This is a genomic window from Kineococcus sp. AC630 (assembly GCF_979255925.1).
The window spans coordinates 1-25,209 of sequence record NZ_CEEDMJ010000030.1 but is presented as its reverse complement, the minus strand read 5'-3'; the positions used below and the strand labels follow the sequence as shown (position 1 = coordinate 25,209).

21 protein-coding genes are annotated in these 25,209 nt (G+C 74.5%); 13 read left to right on the top strand and 8 right to left on the bottom strand.

The window, feature by feature from the left end; all coding sequences use genetic code 11:
* The first annotated feature begins 161 nt into the window (after positions 1–161).
* Positions 162–692 carry a GNAT family N-acetyltransferase gene (locus AC0I8G_RS23005; protein WP_471732026.1) on the top strand — a complete coding sequence of 177 codons (531 nt, stop codon included), beginning with the start codon at positions 162–164 and terminating at the stop codon, positions 690–692.
* Here AC0I8G_RS23005 and AC0I8G_RS23000 read toward each other — a convergent pair.
* From AC0I8G_RS23000 to AC0I8G_RS22985, 4 genes are read right to left on the bottom strand one after another with little or no spacing between them, the layout of a single operon-like run.
* The gene (locus AC0I8G_RS23000; protein WP_471732025.1) at positions 664–1,599 is read right to left on the bottom strand and encodes an alpha/beta hydrolase; all 936 of its coding nucleotides are present in this window, start codon (positions 1,597–1,599) and stop codon (positions 664–666) included. The genes AC0I8G_RS23005 and AC0I8G_RS23000 overlap by 29 nt on opposite strands.
* Positions 1,596–2,885, bottom strand: coding sequence for a glycoside hydrolase family 32 protein (locus AC0I8G_RS22995; RefSeq protein WP_471732024.1), 1,290 nt, complete (start codon positions 2,883–2,885; stop codon positions 1,596–1,598). The genes AC0I8G_RS23000 and AC0I8G_RS22995 overlap by 4 nt, the downstream gene beginning before the upstream one ends.
* Positions 2,886–2,927: 42 nt before the next feature.
* Positions 2,928–4,103: a M20 family metallopeptidase gene (locus AC0I8G_RS22990; RefSeq protein WP_471732023.1), complete on the bottom strand. Its 1,176-nt coding sequence runs from the start codon at positions 4,101–4,103 to the stop codon at positions 2,928–2,930.
* A gap of 17 nt (positions 4,104–4,120) precedes the next feature.
* The gene (locus tag AC0I8G_RS22985) at positions 4,121–4,711 is read right to left on the bottom strand and encodes a TetR/AcrR family transcriptional regulator (RefSeq protein ID WP_471732022.1); all 591 of its coding nucleotides are present in this window, start codon (positions 4,709–4,711) and stop codon (positions 4,121–4,123) included.
* Between the two features lie 26 nt (positions 4,712–4,737).
* Here AC0I8G_RS22985 and AC0I8G_RS22980 point away from each other — a divergent pair, with 26 nt between their 5' ends.
* The 3 genes from AC0I8G_RS22980 (at position 4,738) to AC0I8G_RS22970 (ending at position 8,189) form a co-directional block, all read left to right on the top strand.
* Positions 4,738–6,189 carry an MFS transporter gene (locus AC0I8G_RS22980; protein WP_471732021.1) on the top strand — a complete coding sequence of 484 codons (1,452 nt, stop codon included), beginning with the start codon at positions 4,738–4,740 and terminating at the stop codon, positions 6,187–6,189.
* Positions 6,186–6,872, top strand: coding sequence for an SDR family oxidoreductase (locus tag AC0I8G_RS22975; protein WP_471732020.1), 687 nt, complete (start codon positions 6,186–6,188; stop codon positions 6,870–6,872). The genes AC0I8G_RS22980 and AC0I8G_RS22975 overlap by 4 nt, the downstream gene beginning before the upstream one ends.
* A 114-nt stretch (positions 6,873–6,986) precedes the next feature.
* Positions 6,987–8,189 (top strand): fumarylacetoacetate hydrolase family protein, encoded by a 1,203-nt coding sequence (locus AC0I8G_RS22970; protein ID WP_471732019.1) that lies wholly within the window; start codon positions 6,987–6,989, stop codon positions 8,187–8,189.
* Between the two features lie 13 nt (positions 8,190–8,202).
* On the opposite strand, the gene add is transcribed toward AC0I8G_RS22970, so the two are convergent.
* Positions 8,203–9,237, bottom strand: coding sequence for an adenosine deaminase (add, locus tag AC0I8G_RS22965; RefSeq protein ID WP_380261979.1), 1,035 nt, complete (start codon positions 9,235–9,237; stop codon positions 8,203–8,205).
* Positions 9,238–9,453: 216 nt separating this feature from the next.
* Here add and AC0I8G_RS22960 point away from each other — a divergent pair, with 216 nt between their 5' ends.
* The 4 genes from AC0I8G_RS22960 (at position 9,454) to AC0I8G_RS22945 (ending at position 14,588) form a co-directional block, all read left to right on the top strand.
* The gene (locus AC0I8G_RS22960; protein WP_471732018.1) at positions 9,454–10,149 is read left to right on the top strand and encodes a GntR family transcriptional regulator; all 696 of its coding nucleotides are present in this window, start codon (positions 9,454–9,456) and stop codon (positions 10,147–10,149) included.
* A 32-nt stretch (positions 10,150–10,181) separates the two neighbouring features.
* Positions 10,182–11,285, top strand: coding sequence for an alpha/beta hydrolase (locus AC0I8G_RS22955; RefSeq protein WP_471732017.1), 1,104 nt, complete (start codon positions 10,182–10,184; stop codon positions 11,283–11,285).
* A 159-nt stretch (positions 11,286–11,444) separates the two neighbouring features.
* Positions 11,445–13,754: a putative bifunctional diguanylate cyclase/phosphodiesterase gene (locus AC0I8G_RS22950; protein ID WP_471732016.1), complete on the top strand. Its 2,310-nt coding sequence runs from the start codon at positions 11,445–11,447 to the stop codon at positions 13,752–13,754.
* A 9-nt stretch (positions 13,755–13,763) separates the two neighbouring features.
* The gene (locus tag AC0I8G_RS22945) at positions 13,764–14,588 is read left to right on the top strand and encodes an aldo/keto reductase (RefSeq protein ID WP_471732015.1); all 825 of its coding nucleotides are present in this window, start codon (positions 13,764–13,766) and stop codon (positions 14,586–14,588) included.
* Between the two features lie 12 nt (positions 14,589–14,600).
* Here AC0I8G_RS22945 and AC0I8G_RS22940 read toward each other — a convergent pair whose 3' ends face one another.
* Entirely contained in the window at positions 14,601–14,969 is a 369-nt protein-coding gene (locus tag AC0I8G_RS22940; protein WP_471732014.1) for an ATP-binding protein, read from the bottom strand.
* Between the two features lie 127 nt (positions 14,970–15,096).
* On the opposite strand from AC0I8G_RS22940, the gene AC0I8G_RS22935 reads away from it, so the two are divergent.
* On the top strand, positions 15,097–16,818 hold the full coding sequence (locus AC0I8G_RS22935) for a GAF domain-containing SpoIIE family protein phosphatase (RefSeq protein ID WP_471732013.1): 1,722 nt from the start codon (positions 15,097–15,099) through the stop codon (positions 16,816–16,818).
* A 15-nt stretch (positions 16,819–16,833) separates the two neighbouring features.
* On the opposite strand, the gene AC0I8G_RS22930 is transcribed toward AC0I8G_RS22935, so the two are convergent.
* Complete coding sequence (locus tag AC0I8G_RS22930) at positions 16,834–17,274, bottom strand: VOC family protein (protein ID WP_471732012.1); 441 nt, start codon at positions 17,272–17,274, stop codon at positions 16,834–16,836.
* A gap of 56 nt (positions 17,275–17,330) precedes the next feature.
* Between AC0I8G_RS22930 and AC0I8G_RS22925 the strand changes: the two genes are divergently transcribed.
* Positions 17,331–18,233 (top strand): P1 family peptidase, encoded by a 903-nt coding sequence (locus tag AC0I8G_RS22925; RefSeq protein WP_471732011.1) that lies wholly within the window; start codon positions 17,331–17,333, stop codon positions 18,231–18,233.
* Positions 18,234–18,236: 3 nt separating this feature from the next.
* On the opposite strand, the gene AC0I8G_RS22920 is transcribed toward AC0I8G_RS22925, so the two are convergent.
* Complete coding sequence (locus AC0I8G_RS22920) at positions 18,237–20,114, bottom strand: diguanylate cyclase domain-containing protein (RefSeq protein WP_471732010.1); 1,878 nt, start codon at positions 20,112–20,114, stop codon at positions 18,237–18,239.
* A 156-nt stretch (positions 20,115–20,270) separates the two neighbouring features.
* Between AC0I8G_RS22920 and AC0I8G_RS22915 the strand changes: the two genes are divergently transcribed.
* The 3 genes from AC0I8G_RS22915 (at position 20,271) to AC0I8G_RS22905 (ending at position 25,181) form a co-directional block, all read left to right on the top strand.
* Complete coding sequence (locus AC0I8G_RS22915; RefSeq protein ID WP_471732009.1) at positions 20,271–22,550, top strand: molybdopterin-dependent oxidoreductase; 2,280 nt, start codon at positions 20,271–20,273, stop codon at positions 22,548–22,550.
* Between the two features lie 49 nt (positions 22,551–22,599).
* Positions 22,600–23,265, top strand: coding sequence for a GNAT family N-acetyltransferase (locus AC0I8G_RS22910; RefSeq protein WP_471732008.1), 666 nt, complete (start codon positions 22,600–22,602; stop codon positions 23,263–23,265).
* A 287-nt stretch (positions 23,266–23,552) separates the two neighbouring features.
* Positions 23,553–25,181 (top strand): serine/threonine-protein kinase, encoded by a 1,629-nt coding sequence (locus tag AC0I8G_RS22905; protein ID WP_471732007.1) that lies wholly within the window; start codon positions 23,553–23,555, stop codon positions 25,179–25,181.
* The last annotated feature ends 28 nt before the right edge of the window (positions 25,182–25,209 follow it).

The following is a 25,209-nucleotide window of genomic DNA, read 5'->3' as shown; positions in this document are numbered from 1 at the left end:
GGAGGGGAACCTGCCGGTGGCACGAGGAGAGCCCCGGGGAAGGTCCCCCGGGGCTCGGAAAGTCGGATCAGCTCAGCGCTGTCCGCGACGCCGGAGGTGCACCGGCGTCGTCGTGTCGGACGGACTGAACTTCACGAGACCGAGCGTGCCACGATGTGGGGGTGGACGTCGAGGGGTTTCCGGTGCTGCGCTTCGACCCGGCGGACCCCGCCGATGCGGACGAGCTGTTCCCGATCATGTCCGACCCCGCGGGCTGGTGGTTCGACCCGTCGGGTCGCCACGTCGAACCCGCGACGACCCGTTCCTGGCTGGAGCGGGCGGCGGCCCGGTGGTCGAGCGACGGGTTGAGCTACTGGTCGGTGCGCCTGGACGCCACGGGTGAACTCGTCGGCGTCGGCGGGGTCCAGAAGCACCGGACCGGGATGTGGAACCTCGCGTACCGCATCGCCGTCCCCCACCAGCGGAGGGGTTTCGCCGTGGCGCTGGGCCGAGCCGGGCTGGACGCCGCCCACGCCGCCGAACCCGACACCGTCGTCGTGGCGTGGGTCCTGGAGACCAACGAACCCTCGCGCCGGGTCGCGCACCGCCTCGGGCTGCGCCCGGAGGGACCCCGGGTCGACGCCAGCGACGGCGTGGTGCGGATCGCCTACGTCGACCGAGAACTCAGCCCAGGGCCCGGCGCAGGGCGCTGATACCGAGTCCTCCGGAGGTCCGGGCGACGGTCGAGGCGGCCACCATCTGGTACCCGTGGAACGCGCCGGGGTAGACGTGGAGTTCCGTCGGGACCCCGGCCCGGACGAGGCGCAGCGCGAACTCGACGTCCTCGTCGAGGAAGAGGTCGAGGCTGCCGACCTCGAGGAACGTGGGCGGCAGCCCGGTCAGGTCCTTCGCTCTCGCGGCGGCCGCGTAGGCGGAGACTCCGTCACCGCCGGGTTCCGTGCCCAGCAGCGACCGCCAGCCGAACGCGTTGGAGGCGCGGGTCCAGACGAACTCGCCGGTCGCCGGGTTCGCCTCCCGGGTGACCGTCCGGTCGTCGATCATCGGGAACACCAGGTACTGGAACGCCACCGCGACTTCGCCCCGGTCGCGCGCGAGCAGGCCCAACGCCGCGGCTAGACCGCCGCCGGCGCTGCCACCCCCGATGGCGATCCGGCTGCGGTCGACCCCGAGGTCGTCGGCGTTCTCGTGCAGCCAGCGCAGCGCGGCGTAGCAGTCCTCGACCGGCCCGGGGTGCGGGTTCTCCGGGGCCAGTCCGTAGTCGACCGAGACGACGACCATCCCGACGCCGAGGGCGAGCTGGGCGGCGTTCAGCTGGTCGGCGTCGGCGCTGCCGACGACGTAACCACCGCCGTGGATCCACACCAACGCCGGGGCGCCCGCGGGCAGTGCGGTGGGCCGGGTCACCAGGACCCGGACGTCGGGGGCCCCGTCGCGCGGAACCCGGACCTCGTCGACGGTGAGTCCCGGCGGGAGCTCCGGCAGGGGCAGCTGCGCCGCCGCGGCGCGCACCGCGGGGAGTTCCTCGACGGTGAAGTTCCGGGCCGGCAGCAGATCGAGGATGTCGCGGAGTTCGGGGTCGACCAGGTGGAGCGTGCTCACGGTGTTTCCTCCTGAGGGGTGGGGACGAGGACGTGGAACTCGGCGGTGCCCGTGACCGTGCGGTAGGGCTCGGTCGGGAAGACCAGGTGGGTGCTCGTGGTGCCGTCGGCGAACACCTCGACGGAACAGCGGTCGAGGTGGACTGCGAGTTCTGCGGTGCCCGGCGGCAGCGGTGAGCGGGTCGCGCGGGGGAAGGACGGGTGGAAGTCGACGAGACCCGAGGTGCGGCGGTCCACCACGAGTTCCGAGCCCTCGACGGCGATGCGGAGGACCTCCCTGCCCGCGGAGAACTCCCAGGAGGCGTCGCCCGCGAACCGACACACCACCACGCAGTCGGTGCCGGGGAGTTCCCCGACCTCGCGGGTGAGGCGGCCGGAGACCTCGACCGGAACCCCTTGGAGGAGGGTCGGGACCCCGTCACGCGTGGCGAGGGAGAGTTCGCGCGGCAGGGTCATCGCACCCCGCCACGGGGCGGTGGGGGTGGAGCCCGCGTAGTCGGGATCGGCCATCCAGCCCAGCAGGACCCGGCGGCCGTCGGGCGCGTCGGTCCAGGTCGCAGCGGCGTAGACGTCCGGGCCGGTGTCCAGGCTCCGCGGTGGGCCGACGTCGAGCTGGATCCCGTCGAAGGAACCGACGCGGTACACGACGTCCGGCCCGTCGGGGCCGTTGACGCTGAGCAGGAGCACCCAGCGGACGTCGTCCGGGTCCCCGGAGTCGTCACCGTCCAGGGGGAGCGGGAACAGGTCGGGGCACTCCCAGATCCCGGTGGTCGTGCCGTCGTCGAAACTGCTCAGGAACTCCCAGTCGAGGAGGTCATCGGAGCGGTACAGCACGACGACGCGTTCGTCCGCCTCGACGGCGACCATCACCCAGTGGTCGTCGTACCGGAACACCTTGGGGTCGCGGAAGCCCGTCGACGCGCGGTCCAGGACGGGGTTCGACGGGTTCTTCGTGAACGTCACGCCGTCGCCGCTCCAGGCGAGCGACTGCGCCTGCGTCCCGTCGTCGTAGGCGCTGGTGTAGACCGCCGCGATCCGCGGTCCGTCGACCACCGCGCTGCCCGAGAAGATCGCCTCGGGGCCCTCGTGCGGGATCGCCAGCGGCAGCCGGTCCCAGTGCACGAGGTCCAGGGACGAGGCGTGACCCCAGGACATGTTCCCCCAGTCCGGCCCCTCGGGGTTGTTCTGGAAGAACAGGTGCCAGCGGCCGTCGTGGAAGAGCAGCCCGTTCGGGTCGTTCAGCCACGTGTCCTCGGCGGTGAAGTGCACGTGCGGGCGGAAGTCCACGCCGCGAAAGCTACCCGCCGCGTCGGGGGCGAGGACCAGCGGTCAGGCGGTGGCGATGACGGCGGCGAGCAGCGCCGTGCGTTCCAGCATCCCCGACAGCGTCGCGTGCTCGGACCGGGCGTGCGCGCCACCGCCGACCGCGCCGAGGCCGTCGAGCACGGGAGCCCCTGCGGCAGAGGCGAAGTTGCCGTCGCTGGCCCCGCCGACGGCGATCTCGGCGAGGTCGACACCGAAACCCGCCGCCACGTCGCGGGCGCGTTCGTAGAGCGCGGCGGTCCCCTCCGTGCGGACCATCACGGGACGGTTCCACTTCCCGGTCAGTTCGTAGCTCACCCGCTCGTCACCGGTGTCGAGGTTCGCGAGGACGCCGTCGACGCGGACCTGTTCCGCCGGGTCGGTGACCCGGACGTCGAGGCTCGCCCAGGCCGTGCCGGGGGTGACGTTGGGGCGGCTGCCCCCGGTGACGACCCCGACGTTGAGCGAGGTCCCGGCGTCGAGGTCGGTCGCGGCGTGGACCTGCGGGACGATCCGGGCCAGCGCCAGGATCGCGCTCGCCCCGGCGGTCGGGTCGAGGCCGGCGTGCGCCTCGACGCCGGTGAGGTGGACCTGGAAGAGGCCGACCCCCTTGCGGGCCGTCTTCACCGCACCGCCCGGCCCGCTGGCCTCGAGGACCAGGACCTCGGCGGCGGAACGGGCGACGTCCTCGATGACCGTGCGGGCCACCGGCGAACCGACCTCCTCGTCGCCGTTGAGCAGCAGGCGCACGGTGCGTCGTGGAACCCCGAAGTGCTGCAACGCCTTCAGCCCCCAGACGAGCTGCACGAGACCGGACTTCATGTCGAACACCCCGGGACCGCGCAGGACGTCGTCCTCGAGCGAGAACGGCATCCCCGCCAGGGTTCCGACCGGCCAGACCGTGTCGTAGTGGGCCAGCACCGCGACGGGCGCGCCGGGCAGGTCGCCGGGCAGGTCCAGCACGACGGTGTCGCCGTGCTCCCCGCCGTCCTGCACGGTGCGGGCGGAGGGTTCACCGAGGTGGCCGGTGATCCACGCCTCGACGAAGGCGAGCCCGCGCTCCAGGGCGGACCGGTCGTCGGAGGGGGTCTCGATCTCCACGTAGGCGCGGAGTTCTTCGAGCATCTCGTCGCGGTGCCCGTGCACCCAGGCGGTCAGGTCGGCGGCGGGGACGGTCAGCGGCCAGGTCGCGGAGGACGTCACCCGGCCCATCCTGCCGCTCAGTCGGGGAGCAGCGCTTCCAGCAGGCTCGTGAGTTCGGTCTCCACCTCGTCGAGCGGAGCCGTCGAGCGGTGGCCGCGGGCCAGGATCAGCGCCCCCTGCAGGGAGGCCTGGACGAGGGTGGCCAGGGAGGCGGCGCGGGCGGCGGCCAGGCCGCCGTTCTCGAGGACGGCGGCGAGGTCGTCGTGCCAGGCGCCCGCGTACTCCGAGACCACGGCCCGCAGCGCGGGGTTCGCGGCCGAGGTGTCGACCGTCGTCGCGGCGAACGGGCAGCCGCGCCGGAAGTCCTCCGCCACCAGCAGCTCGCGCCAGCTCGCGAGGATCCTGCGCACCGTCGTGACCGGGTCGGCTCCTTCCGCGCGGGCGGCGCGGACGGTGCGCCGGCTCGCGGAGTCGGCCTGGGTCAGCGCCTCGGCGACCAGCTGGTCCTTGCCGCCGGGGAAGTAGTGCTGCAGGGAACCGCGGGGGGCGCCGGCGTGGGCGACGACGTCGCGCAGTCCGACGCCGTGCACGCCGCGTTCCTGGATGAGTTCGCGGGCGCTGGCGACCATCCGCTCCCGCGCCGTGGGGATCTTCGCTGTTGTGTCCATGACAGTCGTCATGCTACAACGTCCCCATGAGATATGACAGTCGTCATAGCGCGAGGGGCCGCAGCCCGTGGTGGACGGTGGCGGTCGCCTGCCTCGGCATGACGATGAGCTTCCTGACCATCACGGCCACCCTCACCGCGCTGTCCTCGATCGCCTCCGACCTGGGGCTCGGGCCGGTGGAACTCGTGTGGACCAGCAGCGCCTACGCCCTGGCCCTCGCCGCGTTCGTGCTGTCCTCGGGCGCGCTCGGCGACCTCCTCGGGCGCCGGACCGTCCTCCTCGCCGGGGCCGCGGTGCTCGGGGCAGGGGCCGTCCTCACCGCCTCGGCCGGCAGCGCCGCGGTGCTCATCGCCGGCGAGGTGGTCATGGGGGCGGGGGCCGCGCTGATCGTCCCCAACAGCCTCGCCATCGTCTCCGGCGCGTTCACCGACCCGCGCCGCCGCGCCTCGGCCGTGGGGGTCTGGGCGGCCTGCTCCGGGATCGGCCTGGCCGTCGGGCCGATCGCCGCCGGCCTCCTGCTGTCCGCGTCCAGCTGGCACGCCGTGTTCCTCGTCGACGTCGTCGTGGCGGTGCTCGTCCTCGCCGCCGCCCCCTTCGTCGTCCCGAACACCCGGGTGGCCGGTCGCGGGATCGACCTCCCGGGGACCGCGCTCGCGACCCTCGCCGTGGCGGCCCTCGTCGTCGGCGTCGTCGAAGGTGGCCGCTCCGGGTTCGGGTCCCCGGTGCCCGTCCTCGGGTTCGTCCTGGCCGTCGCGGCCGGAGCGGGTTTCGTCCTCGTCGAACGGGTCGTCGCCCGACCGGTCGTGGACCTGGCGGCCTTCGCCGCACCGCGCACCGTCGGGGCCCTGCTCGTCTCGGCCGTGGCCCTCTTCACCTTCACCGGGCTGGGGTTGCTGACGACGCTGGAGATGCAACGGGCGCAGGGGCTGTCCGCCCTCGCCTCCGGGGTCCGACTGCTCCCGCTGATGGCCGCCTACGTCGTGGCCAGCTCGCTGGCGGCGCTCGCCGTCCGGCGCGCCGGGATCCGGCCGGTGCTCCTCCTCGGACTGTTCGCCACGGCCGTCGGAACCCTCGTCCTGCACCAGACCGGGCTGGGGAGCGCCTACGTGCCGACCGCCGTCGGGTTCGTCCTCGTGGGTTCCGGTCTCGGCCTGCTCGTCGCCCCGACCACGGCGCTCGTCGTCGGCAGCGTCCCGGCCGAGCGGACCGGGATGGCCGGGTCCGCCGTGACCACCGTCCGCCAGGTCGGCGGCGCCCTCGGGGGGAGCGTCCTCGGGACCGTGGTCACGAACCGCCTCGCCGGCCACCTCGCCGACGGTGACGCCGCACCGCTCGCCCTCACCGCCGCCGTGCACGACGGGTTGCTCGTCGCCGCCGGCGTCCTCCTCCTGACCCTCCTCGCCACCGCGGTGCTCATGCGCGCACCGCGGGCCTCGACCACCACGGCGATCGAAACCCCCGAAGGGATCCCAGCGTGAAGATCGACGGAACCACCGCACTCGTCACCGGCGGACTGCGTGGCCTCGGCGCCGCGTTCACGGCCGAACTCCTGGCCCGCGGTGCGCGGAAGGTGTACGCCACCTCGCGCGGCAGCGCCTCGCACGACGACCCTCGGGTCGAGACCGTCGCGCTGGACGTGGACGACGCCGACGCGGTGGCCGCCTTCGCCCGGAGCGCGACCGACGTCGACCTGGTGGTGAACAACGCGGGACTCGCGACCGGTTCGGACCTGCTCACCTCACCCCTGGCGGACATCCGCCGGGAGTTCGAGACGAACGTCTTCGGGGTGCTCCACGTGGCCCGCGCGTTCGCCCCCGTCCTCGCCGCGAACGGTGGCGGCGCCCTGCTGGACGTGCACTCGGTGCTGTCGTGGGCCACGACCGGTTCGGGTTACGAGGCCAGCAAGGCCGCCGCCTGGGGGGTGACCAACGGGCTGCGGGCGCTGCTCGCTCCGCAGGGGACCCTGGTGACCGGGTTGCACCTGGGCTACACCGACACGGACATGATCGCCCACCTCGACGTCCCCAAGAACGACCCGCGCGACGTCGCCCGCGCGGCGCTCGACGGGATCGAGCGTGACGCGACCGAGGTCCTGGCCGACGAGGTGTCGCGGCAGGTCAAGTCCCTGCTGTCCGGCGATCCGGCTGCCCTGGTGCTCTGAGCGGGACCTCCTCGTCGGGCGCCCGGGCAGGCCCGCTGGACGCGCCCCGGAGTCGGCACGCGACCCTGGGGCCCACCGCGTTCCCGCACCGCCGCCCGACGAGGAGCCGTCCCCGTGTCACGTCCCACCCCCGACCTCCCGGCCGCCGGAGCCGTCCTGCCCGCCGACGCCGACCGCGCCGTCCTCGTCGGACGCCTCCACGACCCGGACGTCGCCGGCCCGTGCGTGGTCGTCGTGCGCGGCGGTCGGGCCCACGACATCACCGCGGTCGCGAGCACGGTCAGCGAACTGCTCGACCGCGAGGACGTCGTCGAGCTCGTCCGGGCGGCACCGGCGGGACGGAGCTGGCCCGTCGACGACCTGCTGGCCGCGACCACCGCCGGCCACCGCGACCGACCGCACCTGCTGGCCCCGGTGGACCTCCAGGTCCTCAAGGCGGCCGGGGTGACCTTCGTCTCGAGCATGCTCGAACGGGTCGTCGAGGAGCGGGCGGCCGGCGACGCCACCCTGGCCCGCGAGGTGCGTGACCGCCTCGCCGGGGTCATCGGCGGGGCGATCTCCTCGGTGCGGCCGGGATCCCCCGAAGCCGAGCGGGTGAAGCAGGTGCTCCGCGCGGAGGGCCTCTGGTCGCAGTACCTGGAGGTCGGGATCGGGCCGGACCCGGAGATCTTCACCAAGGCCCCGGTCCTCTCCGCCGTCGGCACCGGGGCGACGATCGGCGTGCTGGCCCGCTCGACCTGGAACAACCCCGAGCCGGAACTCGTCCTGGTCGCGTCCTCGCGGGGGCGGGCCGTCGCCGCCACCCTCGGCAACGACGTCAACCTCCGGGACTTCGAGGGCCGCAGCGCCCTGCTCCTGACCGAGGCCAAGGACAACAACGCCTCGTGCGCGATCGGACCGTTCCTGCGGCTCTTCGACGAGGACTTCACCCTGGCCGACGCCGTCGCCCAGGACGTGCAGCTCACCGTGCGCGGGCGGGACGGCTACACGCTGAACGGCGTCAACTCCGTGAGCGAGATCAGCCGGACACCGGAGGAACTGCTCGCCCACGCCTGGGGCCCCCACCACCGCTACCCCGACGGGTTCGTCCTCTTCACCGGGACGATGTTCGCCCCCACCGAGGACCGGGACGCACCGGGCCAGGGGTTCACGCACGCCCCGGGCGACGTCGTGACGATCAGCTCGCCCGCCCTCGGCACCCTGGTCAACACGGTGGACACCGCGGAGAACGCCCCCGACTGGACCTTCGGCATCCGTGAGCTCATGCACAACCTGGCCGCCCGCGGCCTCCTGGGCGCCCCCGGAACCGCGGGCTGAACGGCGCGCGCGCTCAGAGGTCGGGGGCGGCGAGGACCTCGTACGCGTCGAGTTCCGCCAGGAACCCCTCGCGGACCTCGTCGCTCGCCCAGGAAACCTCGATCGCGTTGCGCTGCAGCTGGATGAGGTCGTCGAAGTCCAGGGCCGCCGCACGGGTGAGGGCGATGAGGTTCTCGGTGACGTAGCCGCCGAAGTAGGCGGGGTCGTCGGAGTTCACCGTCACCTTCACCCCGCGGCGCAGCAGGTCGGCGATGACGGGGGCCTTGGAGTCGTCGGTGACGAACGAGTTCGAGATCGGACAGCAGGTCAACCCGATCCCGCGCTCGGTCACCAGGGCGAGCAGGCGCGGGTCCTCGACGACGTTCGTGCCGTGGTCGATGCGGTCGACCCCGATGTCCTCGATCACCTGGCGCAGGTGCTCCGTGGTGTTCTCCTGGTCGATGTCGCAGTGCGCGGTGAGCCTGAACCCGGCCGCGCGGGCCTTCGCGAAGAGGTCCGCGAACTTCGCGGGCGGGTTGCCGCGTTCGTCGGAGTCCAGACCGATCCCGACGATCTGCCCGCGGAAACCCATCGCCGCCTCGATCGTGGCCTCCGCGCTCTCCAGCGGCAGGTCGCGCACGATGCAGAGGATCAGGCCCGCACTGAGCCCGAACTCGCGCTCCGCCTCGAGCACGGCGTCGTGGTAGCCGAGGACGACGTCCTCGAAGGCCACCCCACGGGCCACGTGCACCTGCGGGTCGAAGAACACCTCCGCGTGCCGGACGTTCTGCGAGGCCGCCTTGCGGAAGTACGCCATCGCCAGGTCGCGGAAGTCGGCCCGGGTCACCAGGACGTCCATCGCCGGGTAGTACACGCCGAGGAACGAGGCGAGGGAGTCGAAGACGTAGGTCGCGCGGACCTCCTCCACGCTCTGCTGCCCGATGTCGATCCCGTTGCGACGGGCGAGTTCGAGCTTGAGGTCGGGTTCCAGCGTCCCCTCGAGGTGCAGGTGCAGCTCGACCTTGGGGAGTCGGGCGGTGAAGGCGGCGTGGTCCGCGACGTCGTTCATGGCCGTCATCCTGCCCGCTGGCCCGACCCCCGGCGCGCCCGCCGGTCCCGGCTCCGCGCAACACGAACGCAACACGACGGCAACGCGCGGAGCGATCGCGGCACCGAGGATCGGAGCCCCGACGTCCGTCCTCCACCCCGCGACCGAGAGGCCTTCGATGACCCAGCCCCGCCCCCGCCGCGGCGTCCTGCCGGGTCCTGCCGGCGGTCACCCCGCATGAGCGGGGCACTCGTGGAGACCGGGCCCCCGCGGACGACGGTCCACGAACGCGTCAGCCGCTCGCTGCGCGACGACATCCTCTCCGGCGTCCGGAAGCCGGGGGAGCACCTGCGGCAGAGCGCCCTCGCCGCCGACCTCCAGGTGAGCGTCGCCCCCGTGCGGGAGGCGCTGCGCGACCTCGCGGCGGAGGGCTACGTCCGCTTCGACCCGCGTCGCGGCGCGACGGTGCGGTTGGTGGACCTCACGGAGCTCCTCGAGATCCGGATGCTCCTCGAGGCGGTCGAACCGCTGGTGGCCCGGTTGGCCGCGGAACGCGTCACGCCCGAAGAACTCGCCCGGATGCGCTCGGTGCAGGAGCGACTGGAGCAGGTCCGGACACCCGAGGAGCACGCCCCCCTGGACGCCGCCTTCCACGACCTCCTCACGGCGGCGACCCGGTCCCCGCGGCTGCAGGCGCTGGTGGAGTCGCTCAACGGGTCCTGGCACCTGGCCGTCGCCGCGGCCCTCGACGCCGTCCCGCACCGCGTCGGGGAGGCCGTCGCCGAGCACCGCCCCGTCCTGGCGGCCCTCGCGGCGCACGACGCCGAGGCGCTCGCGAGCGCCTGCCTGGCCCACCGGCGTCCCACGTGGGACGCCGTCGAGGCCGTCGTCCGCCGACGGGCGCAGGACCGCGCGCTCCCGGGGCGTTCCTGATGGCGGGCCCCTCCTCCCGAGGGATCCGGTCGGTGACGGCGTCGGCGTCGGCCTCGGTGACGTCCGCGCTCCACCCGACCCCGGGCGGTCCGGCGGACGTCGAGCTCGATCCCCGGCTGAGCGATCCCCAGGCGGCCCGGCTGGTCGCCCGCCGCGAGCGGGAGACGGGCCGGCTGGTGCCGCGCCACCTGGCCGGCATCGCGGTGGCCCGGGCCCGGGCCCGGCAGGACGCGCCGGGACCGGTCGAGGACGCCGCGCTCGTGGTGCGCGACGTCACCGTCCGCGGGGCGGCCGGTCCCCTGCCGGCGCGCACCTACCTGCCGCGCACCGGGAGCCGGGCCAGCGTCCTCTACCTGCACGGCGGGGGGTGGGCGCTGGGGGAGCGCGACGTCGACGACTCGCTCTGCCGCGCGATCGCGACGGGCGCCGGGGTGGCGGTGCTGAGCCTGGGGTACCGGCTCGCGCCGGAGCACCCCTACCCGGCGGCGCTCGAGGACTCCGCGACCCTGCTGGGTGCGCTGGCCGACGGAGACGTCGAAGGGTTCGCGGGTCCGCTCGTCGTGGCGGGTCTCGGCGCGGGAGGCCAGCTCGCGGCCGTCCTGGCGTTGCGCTCGCGGTCGGGGTTCGTCCCGCCGATCGTCCACCAGTCGTTGTTCTGCCCCGTCCTGGACTGCGACCTCGACCGGCCGTCCCACCGGGAGTTCGGAGCGGGCCTGGGACTCTCCCTGGAGGACCTGGCGTGGTTCTGGCGGATGTACGTGCCGGACCGCGCGACGCGTCGCCGTCCGGACGTCTCGCCGCTGCGGATCCCCGACGCGAGCGGTCTGGCCCCGGCGACGGTCGTCGTCGCGGGTGCGGACCCGTTGCGCGACGAGGCGTGCGAGTACGCCGAGCGGCTGCTCGCGGCGGGGGTGGACGTCCGCCGCGTGCTCGTCGAGGGGGTACCGCACGGTTTCGTCGCGGTGCCGGGCCTGGTGAGCGCCGCCGGTGCGGTGCGGGCGGCGACGGACCACCTGGCCGCCACCCTCGACCGCCGTCCGCCCGCGGGACCACGGGTCGTCGACCTGCGCGACCGGGCCGTCACCCTGCCCACGACGGGCGTCCCCGCAGGTGGGGGGCCGGCGGCGGGCAGGTGAACCGGGTGGGGGCCGACGGACCGGCGGAACGGCCCCACGGCGACGCAGAGTAGGGCAACATCTCTCTTCGTGAGCGTCGTCTCGTCAGGTGCCGTGCTGCGGGTCCCGCAGCCGCGCGCTGCGGACGTCCGGCACCCGGTCACCGGGGAGGGCTGACGCGTGGCGCAGGAGTTCCCGGTCGACGCCGTGACCCTGCGACGGGCCAACCGGGCGAGCTGGGTCCTGCTCTTCACGGCCCTGGCCTACGGGGTGGTGTGCCTCGGCGTGGCCCTCGGACTGCTCCCCTCGGGCAGTGGCCGCTTCGCGGACGCGACCCTGGGCAACGGCGTCGAGGTCGCGGCCCTCGTGGCCCTGGGGTGGCGGGCCTGGCACTGCCGGCGGATCAGCCCGTTCTGGGCCGTGCTGGCGCTCGGTGTGGGGGCGTACTGCGCCTCCGAGATCGCCTTCGACGTCGCCGAGGCGGTCCTCGGGCGCGGGGTGCGCGGGATCACCGGGCTGGACGTCGGCTACGTGGTGGGCTACGGGGCCATGCTCGTCGCGATCGTCCGGCTGGTCTGGGTGGGGGCGAAGCGCTGGCGCGTCGGGTACGTCGCCGAGGCCCTCGGGATCGTCCTGCTCGTCGCGGCCCTCGCTCAGGAGTTCCTGGTGCGACCCCTCGTCGGCGCCAGCGGGTTGCCGTCCGCGGCGGTCACGACGTGGGTGATGCTCGTCGTGGTCGACGCGCTCCTGCTGGTGGGCAGCGTCCTCACCGCCCTGCGCACGGGCGGGCGGTGGTGGTTGCCCGCCGCGGGCTTCGCCTGGCTGGTCGCGGCGGACACCACGTTCGCCGTCGTCTCGATCGCCGGCCGCTACGCCCCGGGCAGCGGCGTCGACGGGATCGCCGTCGTCGGGATCGCCCTGCTCGGGGTCTCCGCCCTGCAGGTGCGGACGGCCGTCGGCCCGCGCGCCCGTTCCCGGATCTCCATCGTGATCACGCCCGCGGTCGTGCTGCCCGCCTGCTTCGCGTTGCTCGTCGTGGACCACGTGCACCCGTTGACGGACTCGGCGATCTGGCTGGCCGCGGGAGCCGCGGCCGCCGCCGTCGTGCGGATGGTCCTCTCGCAGCAGGAACTCCTGGAGCTCGCGACCTTGCGCCGTGAGGCCCTCACCGACGACCTGACGGGCATCGCGAACCGCCGGGCGCTGCTCGCCGACCTGGAACGGCGGTGCGCGAGCGAGCAGCCGTTCGGTCTCGCGCTCGTCGACCTCGACCGGTTCAAGGAGGTCAACGACGGCCTCGGGCACGCCGCCGGTGACGAGCTCCTGCGCCAGGTGGTCCGTCAGCTCGTCCAGGCGGCCCCGGCTGCCGTCCTGGTCGCCCGGTTGGGCGGGGACGAGATCGCGCTGCTGATCCCCGACGCCGACCCGGCGGGCGCCGTCGCCGACGCCGTCGCCCTGCACACCGCGATGGTCCGTTCCTACGACCTGCTCGGGCACCGCGTCCACGTCGCCGCGAGCATCGGGGTCGCGGGCTACCCGCACGACGCCCAGCGCCCGTCCGACCTGCTGCGGTGCGCGGACATCGCCATGTACGAGGCGAAGATGCTGGGCGGGCGGGTGTGCGCGTTCGGGTCCGGTGAACCCGGGGGGACCGCCCGCGGCCGGGGCAGCCTGACCCTCATGACCCAGCTGCGCTCCGCCCTGGGCCTCGCCGACCCCGGTGAGGTGCCCGGGGCCTGCGGGCACCTGCGCGTGCTCTTCCAGCCGCAGCTCGACGTCGCCGACGGCGCCGTCGTCGGAGCCGAGGCCCTGGTCCGCTGGGACCACCCCGACCTGGGCCTGCTCAGCCCCGTGGAGTTCCTCGACGAGGCCGAACGGCACGGGCTGATGGGCCACCTCACCCACCGGGTCCTCGATGACGCGCTCGCCGCGGCGGCGTCCTGGCGCGCCGATTTCCCCGGGGCGCGGTTGCGGCTGGCGGTGAACCTCTCGGCGACGAACCTGCTCGACGTCGACCTGCCCACCCGGGTCGCGGAACTCCTGGGTCGGCACTCGGTGGAACCCGCCGGGCTCGGTCTGGAGATCACCGAGACGGTCCTCATGAGCCGGTCCCCCCGGACCCGCTCCGTCCTCGACGGCCTGCGGGAACTCGGGGTCGCGTTGTCGATCGACGACTTCGGGACGGGGTACTCCTCACTGGCCTACCTCAAGGAACTCCCGGTGGCGGAGGTGAAGCTCGACCGGGGTTTCGTCGCCGACATCGCCCGCGACCCGCGCTCGGCCGCGATCGTCGCCTCCACCATCTGGCTCGGGCACGAACTCGGGGTGCGGATCGTGGGGGAGGGGGTCGAGGACCTGGCGACGCTGGAGGTCCTGCGCGAGATGGGCTGCGACACGACGCAGGGGTTCCTGCACGCCGAACCCCTGTCGGCCGCGGCGTTCCGCGACTGGCTGACGGTCCGCCTCGCCGGGGTGGGGAGTGCGCAATAGGGTTTCGGCATGACCCAGGTACCTCTCGTGAAGTTGCACGACGGCGTCGAGATCCCCCAGCTGGGGTTCGGCGTCTGGCAGGTTCCGCCGGAGCAGACCGCGGAGGTCGTGCTGCAGGCCCTGCAGGCCGGCTACCGCCACATCGACACCGCCGCCGGGTACGGCAACGAGGCCGGTGTCGGTGACGCCCTGCACGCCAGCGGGATCCCCCGCGAAGACGTGTTCATCACCACCAAACTCGCCAACGAGGACCACGGCCGGGACAAGACCCTCGCGGCCTTCGACGCGTCGATGTCCAAGCTCGCGCTCGACTACCTCGACCTCTACCTCATCCACTGGCCGATGCAGGCCGACGACTACGTCGAGACCTGGAAGGCGTTCGAGGAGATCAAGGCGTCGGGACGCGTCCGCACCATCGGCGTCTCGAACTTCCAGAAGACCCACCTGCGCAAGCTCCTCGACGAGACCGGCACCGTCCCCACGGTCAACCAGGTCGAGGTCCACCCCTACCTCGTCCAGGAGGACCTGCGCGCCTTCCACGCCGAGCACGGCATCGCGACCGAGGCGTGGAGCCCGCTGGCCCAGCGCCTCGACCTCGTCTCCGACCCGGTGATCACGGGCATCGCCGACGAACTCGGCCGCACCCCGGCCCAGGTCGTGATCCGCTGGCACCTGCAGCAGGGCAACGTCGTGATCCCCAAGTCCGTGACGCCGGAACGCATCGTGTCGAACTTCGACGTCGTCGGCTTCGAGCTGAGCGGCGAGCAGGTCGCGGCGATCAGCGGGCTCGAGCGCGCCGAACGGACCGGGCCGGACCCGGACGTCCTGGGCTGAGCACCGTCCCGGTCACTGCAGGGCGAGCTCGAACCAGACGGTCTTGCCCGCCCCCGCAGCGTCCGAACCCCACCGCAGGGCGAGGGTGTCGACGAGCGCGACACCCCGCCCTCCGGTGGCGGTCGGGGGGACGTGGCGCACCTCCGGCGTCCCCGGCCCGCCGTCGCTGACCGAGACCCGCACGGACCCGACCGCGCGGCGCAGGCGCACCTCGATGGGCTCCCCGCCGTAGCGCACGGCGTTGGTGACCAGTTCCGTGGTGAGCAGCTCCAGCGTCTGCCGGACGCGGGTCGGGAGGTCCACGGCGGCGAACTCGTCGCGCAGCCAGGACCGGGCACGCCGAGCAGCCGACGGGTCAGCCCGCAGCTCCAGACGCGTCATGCCACTCCCGTTCGTCCCCACTCGTGTGGAACCAACTCTGGCACCCGGTCCCACGTCGGCAACCGGGACGCCCCCCCCGATCGCCCGACCGGCGCTCGGGAGCGCACGCAGCGGGCATGATGCTCCGGTGGAGGAACGGGTTCGCGGACTGAGCAGCACCACCCTGCTGCCCGCGCACCCGGACGCGGACTTCGACCGGTTCGCCCGGCTGGGGACCCTCGCCCTCGGCACGCCCGTGGCGCTGGTGTCGATGGTCAGCCGCGACGGTCAGGTCTTCCCCGGGGCGGTCGGACTGCCCGAACCGTGGCAGACCCGGCGCCAGACCCCGCTGACCCACTCGTTGTGCCAGCACGTCGTCACCTCCGGCAAGGTCTTCGCCGTCGAGGACGCCCGGCTCGACCCGCTGACCGCCGACTCCCTCGCCATCCCCGACCTCGGCGTCGTGGCCTACGCGGGCGCGCCGCTGCGCCTGCCCGACCCCCGGACCGGGGTCGCGGACCCGACCTCGCCCGTCGTGGGTGTCCTCTGCGCCATCGACAGGGCACCGCGGCGGTGGACCGCCGAGCAGATCGAGGTGCTCGAGGACCTCGCCGCCGCCTGTTCCGCCGAGCTGGGCCTGCGCGTCCTCGAGGAACGCAACCGGCTGCTGCTCAACCTCGCCGACGCCCTCGTGGGAGCCCGGACCGTCGCGGAGGTCAGTGCGACCGTCGCCAGCGTCACCCGGTCCTGGCTGGGCGGGGCCTGGAGCGGACTGCTGCTGCCCGAGGCGGGGAACCGGCGGCTGCGATTCGCCGACCTCACGACCCTGCCGCCCGGCACCGGGGCCGGGTGGGAGCTCGTCGACCTCGACGCACCGGTGCCCGCCGCCTGCGCCGCCCGCGAGCGCCGCCCGCTGCTCTTCGCCGACGTCGGGCAGTTGCGCGCCGCCTTCCCCGACGTCGAGGCGCAGGCAGCGCTGCCCGTCTTCGCGGCGTCGGCGTACCTGCCGCTGCTGGTGCAGGACCGGCTGATCGGCGTGCTGTGCCTGCTCTGGGGCTCCGAGCGCCTCACGCTCTCGGACGAGGCCGACGTGTGGAGCGCGTTGGCCCGGTTCACCGCCCAGGCCCTCGACCGCGCGACCCTGGACGCCGAGCGGCGTTCCCGGGCGGAGGTGCTGCAGCGGTCGTTGCTGCCGCGGCTGCCGGCGTCCACGGGTGAGCTCGCGGTGCGGGGGCGTTACGTCCCGGCCAGCCGTGAGGAGGAGATCGGCGGCGACTGGTACGACGTCGTCGTCGGGCCCACGGGGGACACGACCCTCGTCCTGGGCGACGTCACGGGCCACGACATGGTGGCCGCGGCCACGATGGGCCAGGTCCGGGGACTGCTGCGGGCCTTCGTGTGGGACCGGGCCGGGACCCCCGCGGAGCTGGTGTCGCGTCTGGACCGGGGGATGTCCGGTCTCGGCGTGGACGGGTTGGCGACGCTGGTCCTCGCGCGGGTCGAGGCCTCCGGTGCGGGCTACCGGTTGCGGTGGACGAACGCGGGACACCCGCCGCCGGTGCTGCTGCACCCCGACGGGACGACCGAACTGCTCCACCGCCCCGCCGACCTGCTCGTCGGGTTGCTGCCCGAGGTCGAGCGCCACGAGCACGTCGTCGACGTCCCGCGGGGGGCGACGCTCCTGCTCTACAGCGACGGGCTCATCGAGCACCGCGGGCACAGCCTCACCGGCGGGATCGAACGCGTCCGGTCCTCCCTGACCCGCCACGTCGGCGCGGGCCTGGACGCGCTCCTCGACGAACTGCTCGCCGAACTCGTCGGGACGCGCGGCGAGGACGACTGCGCCCTCCTCGCCGTGCGGTTCCCCTGATCCCGGACCCCCGAGTCAGAGCGGCGCGGTCAGCTCCAGGTTGATGTCGTCGGGGTCCTGCAGCGACAGGATCGCGATGCCCATCTCCGTCAGCTCGACGATCTCGCCGTGCTCGACCCCGCGTCCGGTCAGCCGCTCGGCCGCCGCGGCGAGGTCGGCGGTCGAGGCGACCGCCAGGCTCAGGTGGTCCAGACCGACGCGGGTGGAGGCGAAGGAGTCCCCGGCGGCAGCGGCCGGACGCAGGCCGAGGACCTGGTCGCCGACGGCGAACGCGCACCCGCCGAACATCCGCTCGGGGTCCTCGCGGACCCCCGCCTCCTCGACCCGGTCGCTGAAGTCCACGACGGGGTGGACCCCGAACACGTCCTCGTAGAAGGCCTTGGAGCGGGCGATGTCCGTCACGGTGAGCCGGACGTGGTGGATGCCCGTCGGGCGGGCGGAGGGCGCGTTGGTCATGGCGCCACGTTCACCCCCGGCGCCCGTCCCCGCGCGGCGGAACTAGCGTGGGCTCGGTGAACGGTTCCCTCACCGACGTCCCCGGCCTCGAGGTCGGCCACGTCACCCGCCGGGGTGACGGCTGGCTCACCGGCGTCACCGCCGTCCTCGTCCCCCCGGGCACGGTCGGCGGGGTCGACGTGCGCGGCGGTGGGCCCGGGACCCACGAGACCGACGCCCTCGACCCGCGGACCCTGGTGCCGACGGTCGACGCCGTCGTGCTCGCCGGAGGTTCCGCCTACGGCCTCGTCACCGCCCACGGCGTGCAGCGGTGGCTCGCCGAGCGGGGCCGCGGGTTCCCCGTCGGTCCCGGCCCGGGCGAGGTCGTCCCGATCGTGCCCGCCGCGGCGGTCTTCGACCTCGGCCGCGGTGGGGTCTTCGGCAACCACCCCACCGAGCAGATGGGCTACGACGCAGCCGCTTCCGCCCACCCCGGCCCCGTCGAACGCGGGGTCGCGGGCGCCGGGACCGGTGCGGTCGTCGGGGGCCGGTTCAAGGGCGGGGTGGGGTCCGCCTCGGCCCGCTCGGGCGAGGTGGTCGTGGCGGCGCTCGCGGTCGTCAACGCCGTGGGGCTGCCCGTGACGGGGCCCGCTGCGGGACCCGTCGAACCGGGGCCGCTGAACACCACGCTCGTCGTGGTCGCCACGAACGCGCTGCTCGACCCGGCGGAGACGTCGCGGACCGCGACGGTCGCCCACGACGGCCTGGCCCGGGCGTTGAACCCCGTGCACACCCTCGCCGACGGCGACACCGTCTTCGCGCTCGCGACGGGGACGGTCCCGCTCGCGGCGGAGCGGGCCGCCCGGGTCCGCGAACTCGTGGACCTGCAGCGGGTCACCGCCGACGTCGTGCGGGACGCGGTGCTGGACGGCATCGCGAGCGCCGAGACGGTCGGCCCGTTCGAGCGCTACCCGGGCTGAGGTTCAGGCGCCCGCGTGGCGCAGGTCGATGGTGCGGGGAGCGGGGCCGGCGCTGCGGACTCGGCCCTTGCCGGAACCCTTCGCCTCGTACATCGCGGCGTCGGCCTGCTGCAGGACGCGCGCGGCGTCCTGGTCGAGGTCCGCCATCGCGAGCCCGACGCTGATGCCGACCTTGAACTCCCAGCCGGCGACGGGGAAGGGGTCGGTCATCGCGGCGACGACGCGTTCGGCGACGGCGGCCGCGGCGGCCTCGTCGGGCAGGTCGGGGCAGACGACGGCGAACTCGTCGCCCCCGAGGCGGGCCACGGTGTCGCCGGGACGGACGGCCGCGGCGAGGCGTTCGGCGACGCCGATGAGGACGTGGTCGCCGGCGGCGTGGCCGCCGGTGTCGTTGACGGGCTTGAAGTCGTCGAGGTCGCAGTAGAGCAGGGCGACGTGGTTGCCGCTGCGGTGCGCGGCGGACAGCGCGTGCCGCAGCCGGTCCTCGAGGAGGGTGCGGTTGGGCAGGCCGGTCAGCGGGTCGTGCAGCGCGGCCTCGCGCAGGCGGCGCTGGACGAGGCGGCGCTGGGTGACGTCGGCGACCTGGACGACGGCGCCGACCTCGCCCGGACCGTTCTCACCCGGGGTCGGCCAGGCCGCTGCCGCCAGTTCCAGCCAGACCTCCCCGTCACCGTGCTGGAGTTCGGCGTGCCAGTGGGCGTTGCGACCGGCGACGACCTCGTCGGCCATCTCGGCGACGGCCGCGACGAAGGTCCCGCGCTGGTCGGGGTGGACCTGCTCGGACCAGTCGGAGCCGACCTCCACCTCGACCCCGAGCATCGACTGCAGGCGGTCGTTGACGCGGGCGACGACGGCCGAACCGTCGGGGCGCAGCCGCAGCAGCGCGACCCCGAGGAGGGCGTCGTCGAAGGTCCGGCGGAACACCTCCTCGCGGCGGGAGGCGGTGACGACGGCCCGTTCGCGGGAGCGGACGACCAGCGACATGACCAGCGCGACGGCACCGGAGGTGAAGAGCAGCGCCTGCAGCGCCACCGGCCCCTGCCCGCCGGCGGGGTGCCCGCCGGCCCCGGCGGTCGCGATCACCGCGACGACGAGCTGGCAGGAGAGCGCACGGCCGACCCCGAGACGGGCTGCACCCCAGAGGATCGGCAGTACGACGAGGAACGACCAGGGGCCGACGGCGCCGTGGTGGAGGACCGCGGCGGAGACGACGGCGGAGAGGATGAGGACGAGCACCCACTCCGAGATCGCGGCCCGGGCGCGGTGGTCCCCGGTGCCGGTCCGTGGCGGGCGGGGCATCAGCATCAGCGGTGCGACGAGCAGGATGCCCAGCAGCTGGCTGAGGGCGTAGGCCACCGTGCTGCCGGACTCCGAGGTCTGCAGCAGCAGCAGCGCCGCCGCGGCCACCCCGGCCAGTGCGCCGCCGGTCAGGCGCCACGCGTCGCGACCCCGTCGCAGGCGCAGACCGGTGCGCGAGCTCGCAGACTCCCCTCGGCCGAGCACGGAGACGACGGCAGCGCCGACCCCGCACTGCAGCGCCTGCGCGCTCGCGATCACCGTCGTGCCGTCCCCGACCCCGCCGGGAACCTTGTTCGCGGCCACGGCCCCGACGAGCGTCCCGGCGACGCACCACCACCGCCGGGCCGGTCGGCGCACCGCCAGGGCCAGAGCCGCCCCCGCGGCCGGCCACCAGACGACGCCGGCCGGGCCCTGGGACCCGGCCAGGAACGGCGCCACCACCGACAGGACCGCCACGACGACGGCGGTCGTGACCCCGAGCCGGACGCCACCACCGCGCAGGCGCTGCGGCTGCTCCGTCCGTTCGTCCGAACGGTCGACGGTGTGGCCACCCGTCCGGAGGTCGTGGACTCTCGCGATCATGACCCCCTCCTCGGCAGGTCCGGCCGCGGACTTGAGTACTCCGTCCGGGTGAATCCGAATCGTGACCACGCCGGTACCGGACCGTCGCCCGCCCGCTCCCGCGGCGGGGAGCGACGCGTGCTCCGAGCGACCCGCCGCATCGGCGATCCTGGGGCGGTGAGCAGCTCCGGGATCCCGCACTCCTCCCACTGGGGGGCCTTCCACGCCACCCCCGACGGCGAGGGGCTGCGGGTCACCCCGCACCCTGATGACCCGGCGCCGTCGTCGTTGCTGCACAACGTGCCGGTCGCGGCCACCCCCAGGGCGCGGGTGCTGCGACCGCACGTGCGCCGCGGCTGGTGGGAGGACGGACCCGGACCCGACGAGCGCCGGGGCCGCGACGAGTTCCTCGCCGTCGGGTGGGACGAACTGCTCGACCGGGTCGCGGCCGACTACACCCGGGTGCTCGCGGAGCACGGCCCGCGGGCCGTCTACGCCGGGTCCTACGGCTGGGCCAGCGCCGGACGCTTCCACCACTCCCAGAGCCAGCTGCACCGGTTCTCCAACGTCCTGGGCGGTGCCGTCCGCTCCACGTGGACGTACAGCCACGGCGTCGGTGAGGTGCTGATGCCGCGGATCGTCGGCAGCCAGGAACCGCTGATCTCGCCCACCGCGTGGAGCAGCGTCGAGGCCCACACCGACCTCGTCATCGCCTTCGGCGGGTTGCCCGCGAAGAACTCCGAGGTCGCCAGCGGCGGCATCAGCCGGCACGAGGTGGCCGGGCGGCTGCGGTCGGCGAAGGCGCGCGGCGCCGAGTTCGTCCTGGTGTCCCCGCTGCGCGACGACCTCGCCACCGAGCTCGACGCCGACTGGCTCGACGTCGTCCCGGGGACCGACACGGCGCTGCTGCTGGCGATGTGCCACGTCCTGCTCACCGACGGCACCTGCGACGCGGACTTCCTCGCCACGCACACCGCGGGGTCGCAGGAGTTCCTGCACTCCCTGCGCGGGGGCGACGACGGGGTCGAGAAGACCCCGGAGTGGGCGGCGGAGATCTGCGGGATCCCCGCCGGGCGCATCCGCGACCTCGCCCGCCGTGCCGTCCGCGGCCGGACCATGGTCATGGTCAGCTGGTCCGTGGCCCGCGCCCGGTTCGGGGAGCAACCCCTGTGGGCCGCCGTCGCGTTCGCCGCGATGATCGGCCAGATCGGCCTGCCCGGGGGCGGTTTCGGGCACGGCTACGCCTCCACCGGAGGCGTCGGGAAACGCGCCGGCAGCTACCCGCTGCCGACGTTCCCGCAGTTCGCCGACCCGTTGCGGGTCCGCATCCCCGTCGCCCGCATCTCCGACGCCCTGCTGCACCCCGGCGAACCGTACGAGGTCGACGGCCGGCACGAGGACTACCCGCACCTGCGGATCGTGCACTGGGCGGGGGGCAACCCCTTCCACCACCACCAGGACCTGCAGCGCCTGCAGCGCGCGTTCCGCGCGGCCGAGACGGTCATCGTCCACGACCCGTTCTGGACCTCCACCGCCCGCCACGCCGACGTCGTGTTCGCCGCGACGACGACCCTGGAACGCGACGACATCGGCGCCGCCCGCTACGACGACCGGCTCATCGCGATGGGCCGGGTGCACGCCCCCCTCGGCGAGGCCCGCGACGACCACGCCGTCCTCGCCGACCTCGCGCGGCGCCTCGGCGTCGGTGACCGGTTCACCGAGGGGCGCACGGCGCAGGAGTGGGTCGAGCACCTCTACGAGGAGTGGCGTTCCGGCCCGGCGTCCCGGGCCGGGATCCTCGCCCCGACCTACGCCGAGTTCGTCGCCGCGGGGGAGTTCGCGCTGCCCGTCGAACCCGGCGAGAAGGTCATGTTCGCCTCCTTCCGGGCGGACCCGGAGACGTTCCCGTTGCGCACCCCCAGCGGCCGGATCGAACTGCACTCGAGCACCATCGCGGGTTTCGGCTACGACGACTGCCCCGGCCACCCCGTCTGGCTGGCGCCCGAGGAGGAACCCGACGGGGAGTTCCCGCTGCGGTTGGTGGCGAACAACCCCGCGACGCGGCTGCACAGCCAGCTCGACCACGGCGCGACGTCGCAGGCGGGCAAGGTCGCCGGCCGCGAACCCGTCCGCATGCACGCCCGCGACGCCGCCGCCCGGGGGCTGCACGACGGTCAGGTCGTCGTGCTGCGCAGCCGCCGCGGCAGTTGCCTGGGGGGACTCGTCGTCTCCGACGCCGTCCGGGAGGGCGTCGTGCAGATGTCCACCGGTTCCTGGTTCGACCCCGTCGCGGGGGCCGCGGCCGGGGTCACCTGCGGGTACGGCAACGTCAACGTCCTCACCCGCGACGTCGGTTCCTCCCGGCTCGCGCAGGCCTGCACCGGTCAGCACGCGACGGTCCAGGTCAGCGCGTTCGACGGAGTTCCGCCGCGGGTGACGATCTTCGACCAGCCGTAGCGGCGGAAACGGCTGGCCCCGGGGTCGCGGAACCCGGCAGGCTCGGGACGTGCTCCCCGTCGACCTGCACCCCTTCGCCGACCTCCGCCTCGTCGTGCCGGACCCCGAGGGTGACGTCGAACTGCGCACCGGGGACCTCGACGGGGTCGTGGAACTCGCCGCGGTCGCGGCCGGCGGCGTCCACGCCCCCGGCGCCATGCCCTTCGCGAACCCCTGGACCGACGGCGCACCGGCCGAACGCGCCCGCCGGACCCTGCGCTGGCAGCTCAGCGGCTGGAGCGGCTGGTCACCGGAGGCGTGGCGCCTCGACTTCGTCGTCCGCCGGGGCGGGGTCGTCGTCGGGACGCAGTCCCTGGAGGCGAACGGGTTCCCCGTCCTGCGCGAGGTCGTCACCGGGTCCTGGCTCGGCCTGGAGCACCAGGGCCGCGGGACCGGGCCGCTCATGCGGGCGGCCGTCCTGCACCTGGCGTTCGAGGGGTTCGGCGCGGTCTGCGCCCGCAGCGAGGCCTACCTCGACAACCCGCGGTCGCTCGCGGTCTCGCGCCGGCTCGGCTACCGGGAGGACGGACAGCACCGGAGCGTGCGCGGGGGAGACGTCGCGGTGCAGCAGCGCCTGCGCCTCGACGTCGCCGACTGGGCGGCCGGACCCCGCCGCGAGGTGCGCCTGCAGGGCGTGGAACCCGCCCGCGCGGCGCTCGTCCCGGGTGTCCCATAGCGCGCCGGCCGGTGAACTTCAAGGTTTCGTCCCGTGAGTGCTGCGTTCGGGTCCGAGCGCTGCTCCGCGTGGGGCATCATGGAGCCCCGAACACGGTGCGCCCTCGTCCTGAGGCGCGGCACCGCCGAGGTGCGGAGGTGCCGCAGGTGACGACCGAGGGCTGGCCTGACGACAGGCTGACCTCATCCGACGCTCCTTCGCTCGTCCGTCACCACGCGGGACCCGCTGACGATCCGGACCGGTACGAGCTGCTCGGTGAGGCCGAAGGCGCCGACGAGGCGTGGCACGTGATCGACCACCGTGCCGCGACGGGTGAGGCGCTGTTCACCCTGGCCGCGTTGCGCCCGACGGTCACCGACGGCCTCGAGGTCGTGCACACCGGCGACGACAACGGTGGCGACGTGGTCACGACCCCGCCCGAGGTGCTGTGGCGCGAACGCGCCGCCGGTCTCGCCCGGGTCCGCCACGCCCGCCTGGCCGGGGTCGTCTCCACGTTCGCGGGTCCCGCCCCGCACCGGCCGGGCCGGGCCGACCCCGACGCCCGGGAGTGGAACTACGCCGTCCTCGAGCAGGCCGCGGGGCGCTCCGTCGCCGACTGGCTGCGCGACGACCCGGGCGCCAGCGTCGAGGAACGCTTCACCGTCCTCGCGACCGCCGCCGGCGTCCTGCAGGAACTGCACCGCGGTTCCGAGGACGCCCCGCCCGTCGTGCACGGCGACATCACCCCGCGTTCGGTCCGCCTCGGCGGGTTCTGGCCCGCGGACGGGGTCCGGCTCTCGGGCGCGAGCCTCGGCGGCCTGCGCCGCGGTCCCGTCGCGCAGCGCTCCGTCGGCGCCTACACCGCCCCGGAGGTCCGCGAGGGGGCGCTGCCCTCGGCCGCGAGCGACGTCTTCGGCTTCGGTGCGACCGCCGTCCTGATCCTCACCGGCATGCCGCCCTCGACGTCCCCGGACGGTGTCCTCGACCCCGCCCTGGTGAAGCGGCAGCTCGCTGCGGCGACGCTGACGGCCCAGCACCCGGGACTCGGTCACCTCCTGCTGCAGGCGCTGTCCGCCGACCCCGCCCAGCGTCCCGACCGCCTGCCCGCGTGGGTGAACGGGATGCGCGCCTTCGTCGAACCGCGTCCTTCGCTGGACCCCTACGACGGCGCCGACTTCCCGCCCGCGGTCCCCGCGGCCCCGGTCGCGCGCGAGGCGCGGTCACTGCCCAAGCGGCCGGTCGTCGTCGTGGTCGGCGCGTTGCTGCTGGCCACCGCGGGAACGGCCGTCGCGATCGCGGCCGTGCAGCAGGGCCGGTTGAAGGACGTCCCCAACCCGGTCGCGATCGTCCAGCCTCCCCGGACGGCGGACTCCCTGCCGACGTCGTCGGCGCCGGCGGCTCCCGCGTCCACCGACGGGTCCTCGAGCACGCCCTCCGGTGCGCAGGCCCCCTCGACCCGGCGGTCGTCGTCGTCCACCTCCGCCACGACGGGGGCCTCGGTCCCCCCGACCGACCCTGCCCTCGTGCCGCCGCCCTCGCTCCCCTCCGCGGCCGCACCGCCCGCGCTCGCGCAGACGACCGCGCCCGTCGTCCCGCCGGCCTCGACGCCGACGACCTCGGTGATCCCGCCGGCCTCGGGTGGGCTCGGCGCCGGCCTCGGCGCCCCGCCGCTGCCGCAGGGGACCCGCACCCCGGGCGGACCCTCCAGCACCTCACCGACGTCCAGCGCACCGACGTCCACCCCGCCGACGTCGACCCCACCGACGTCCACTGCGCCGCCGTCCACCCCTCCCACGACGACCGGTCCGACCACGCCCGGTGGCACTGGGTCCCTCCCGCCGAGCAGCAGCGCACCGGGCGGGCCGGCGTCTCCGTCGGGCAGACCGACGATGACCCTGGGCAGCCTGCCGACCCCCGTCGGCGAACCGACCCCCTGACCGACGATGACCCTGGGCAGCCTGCCGA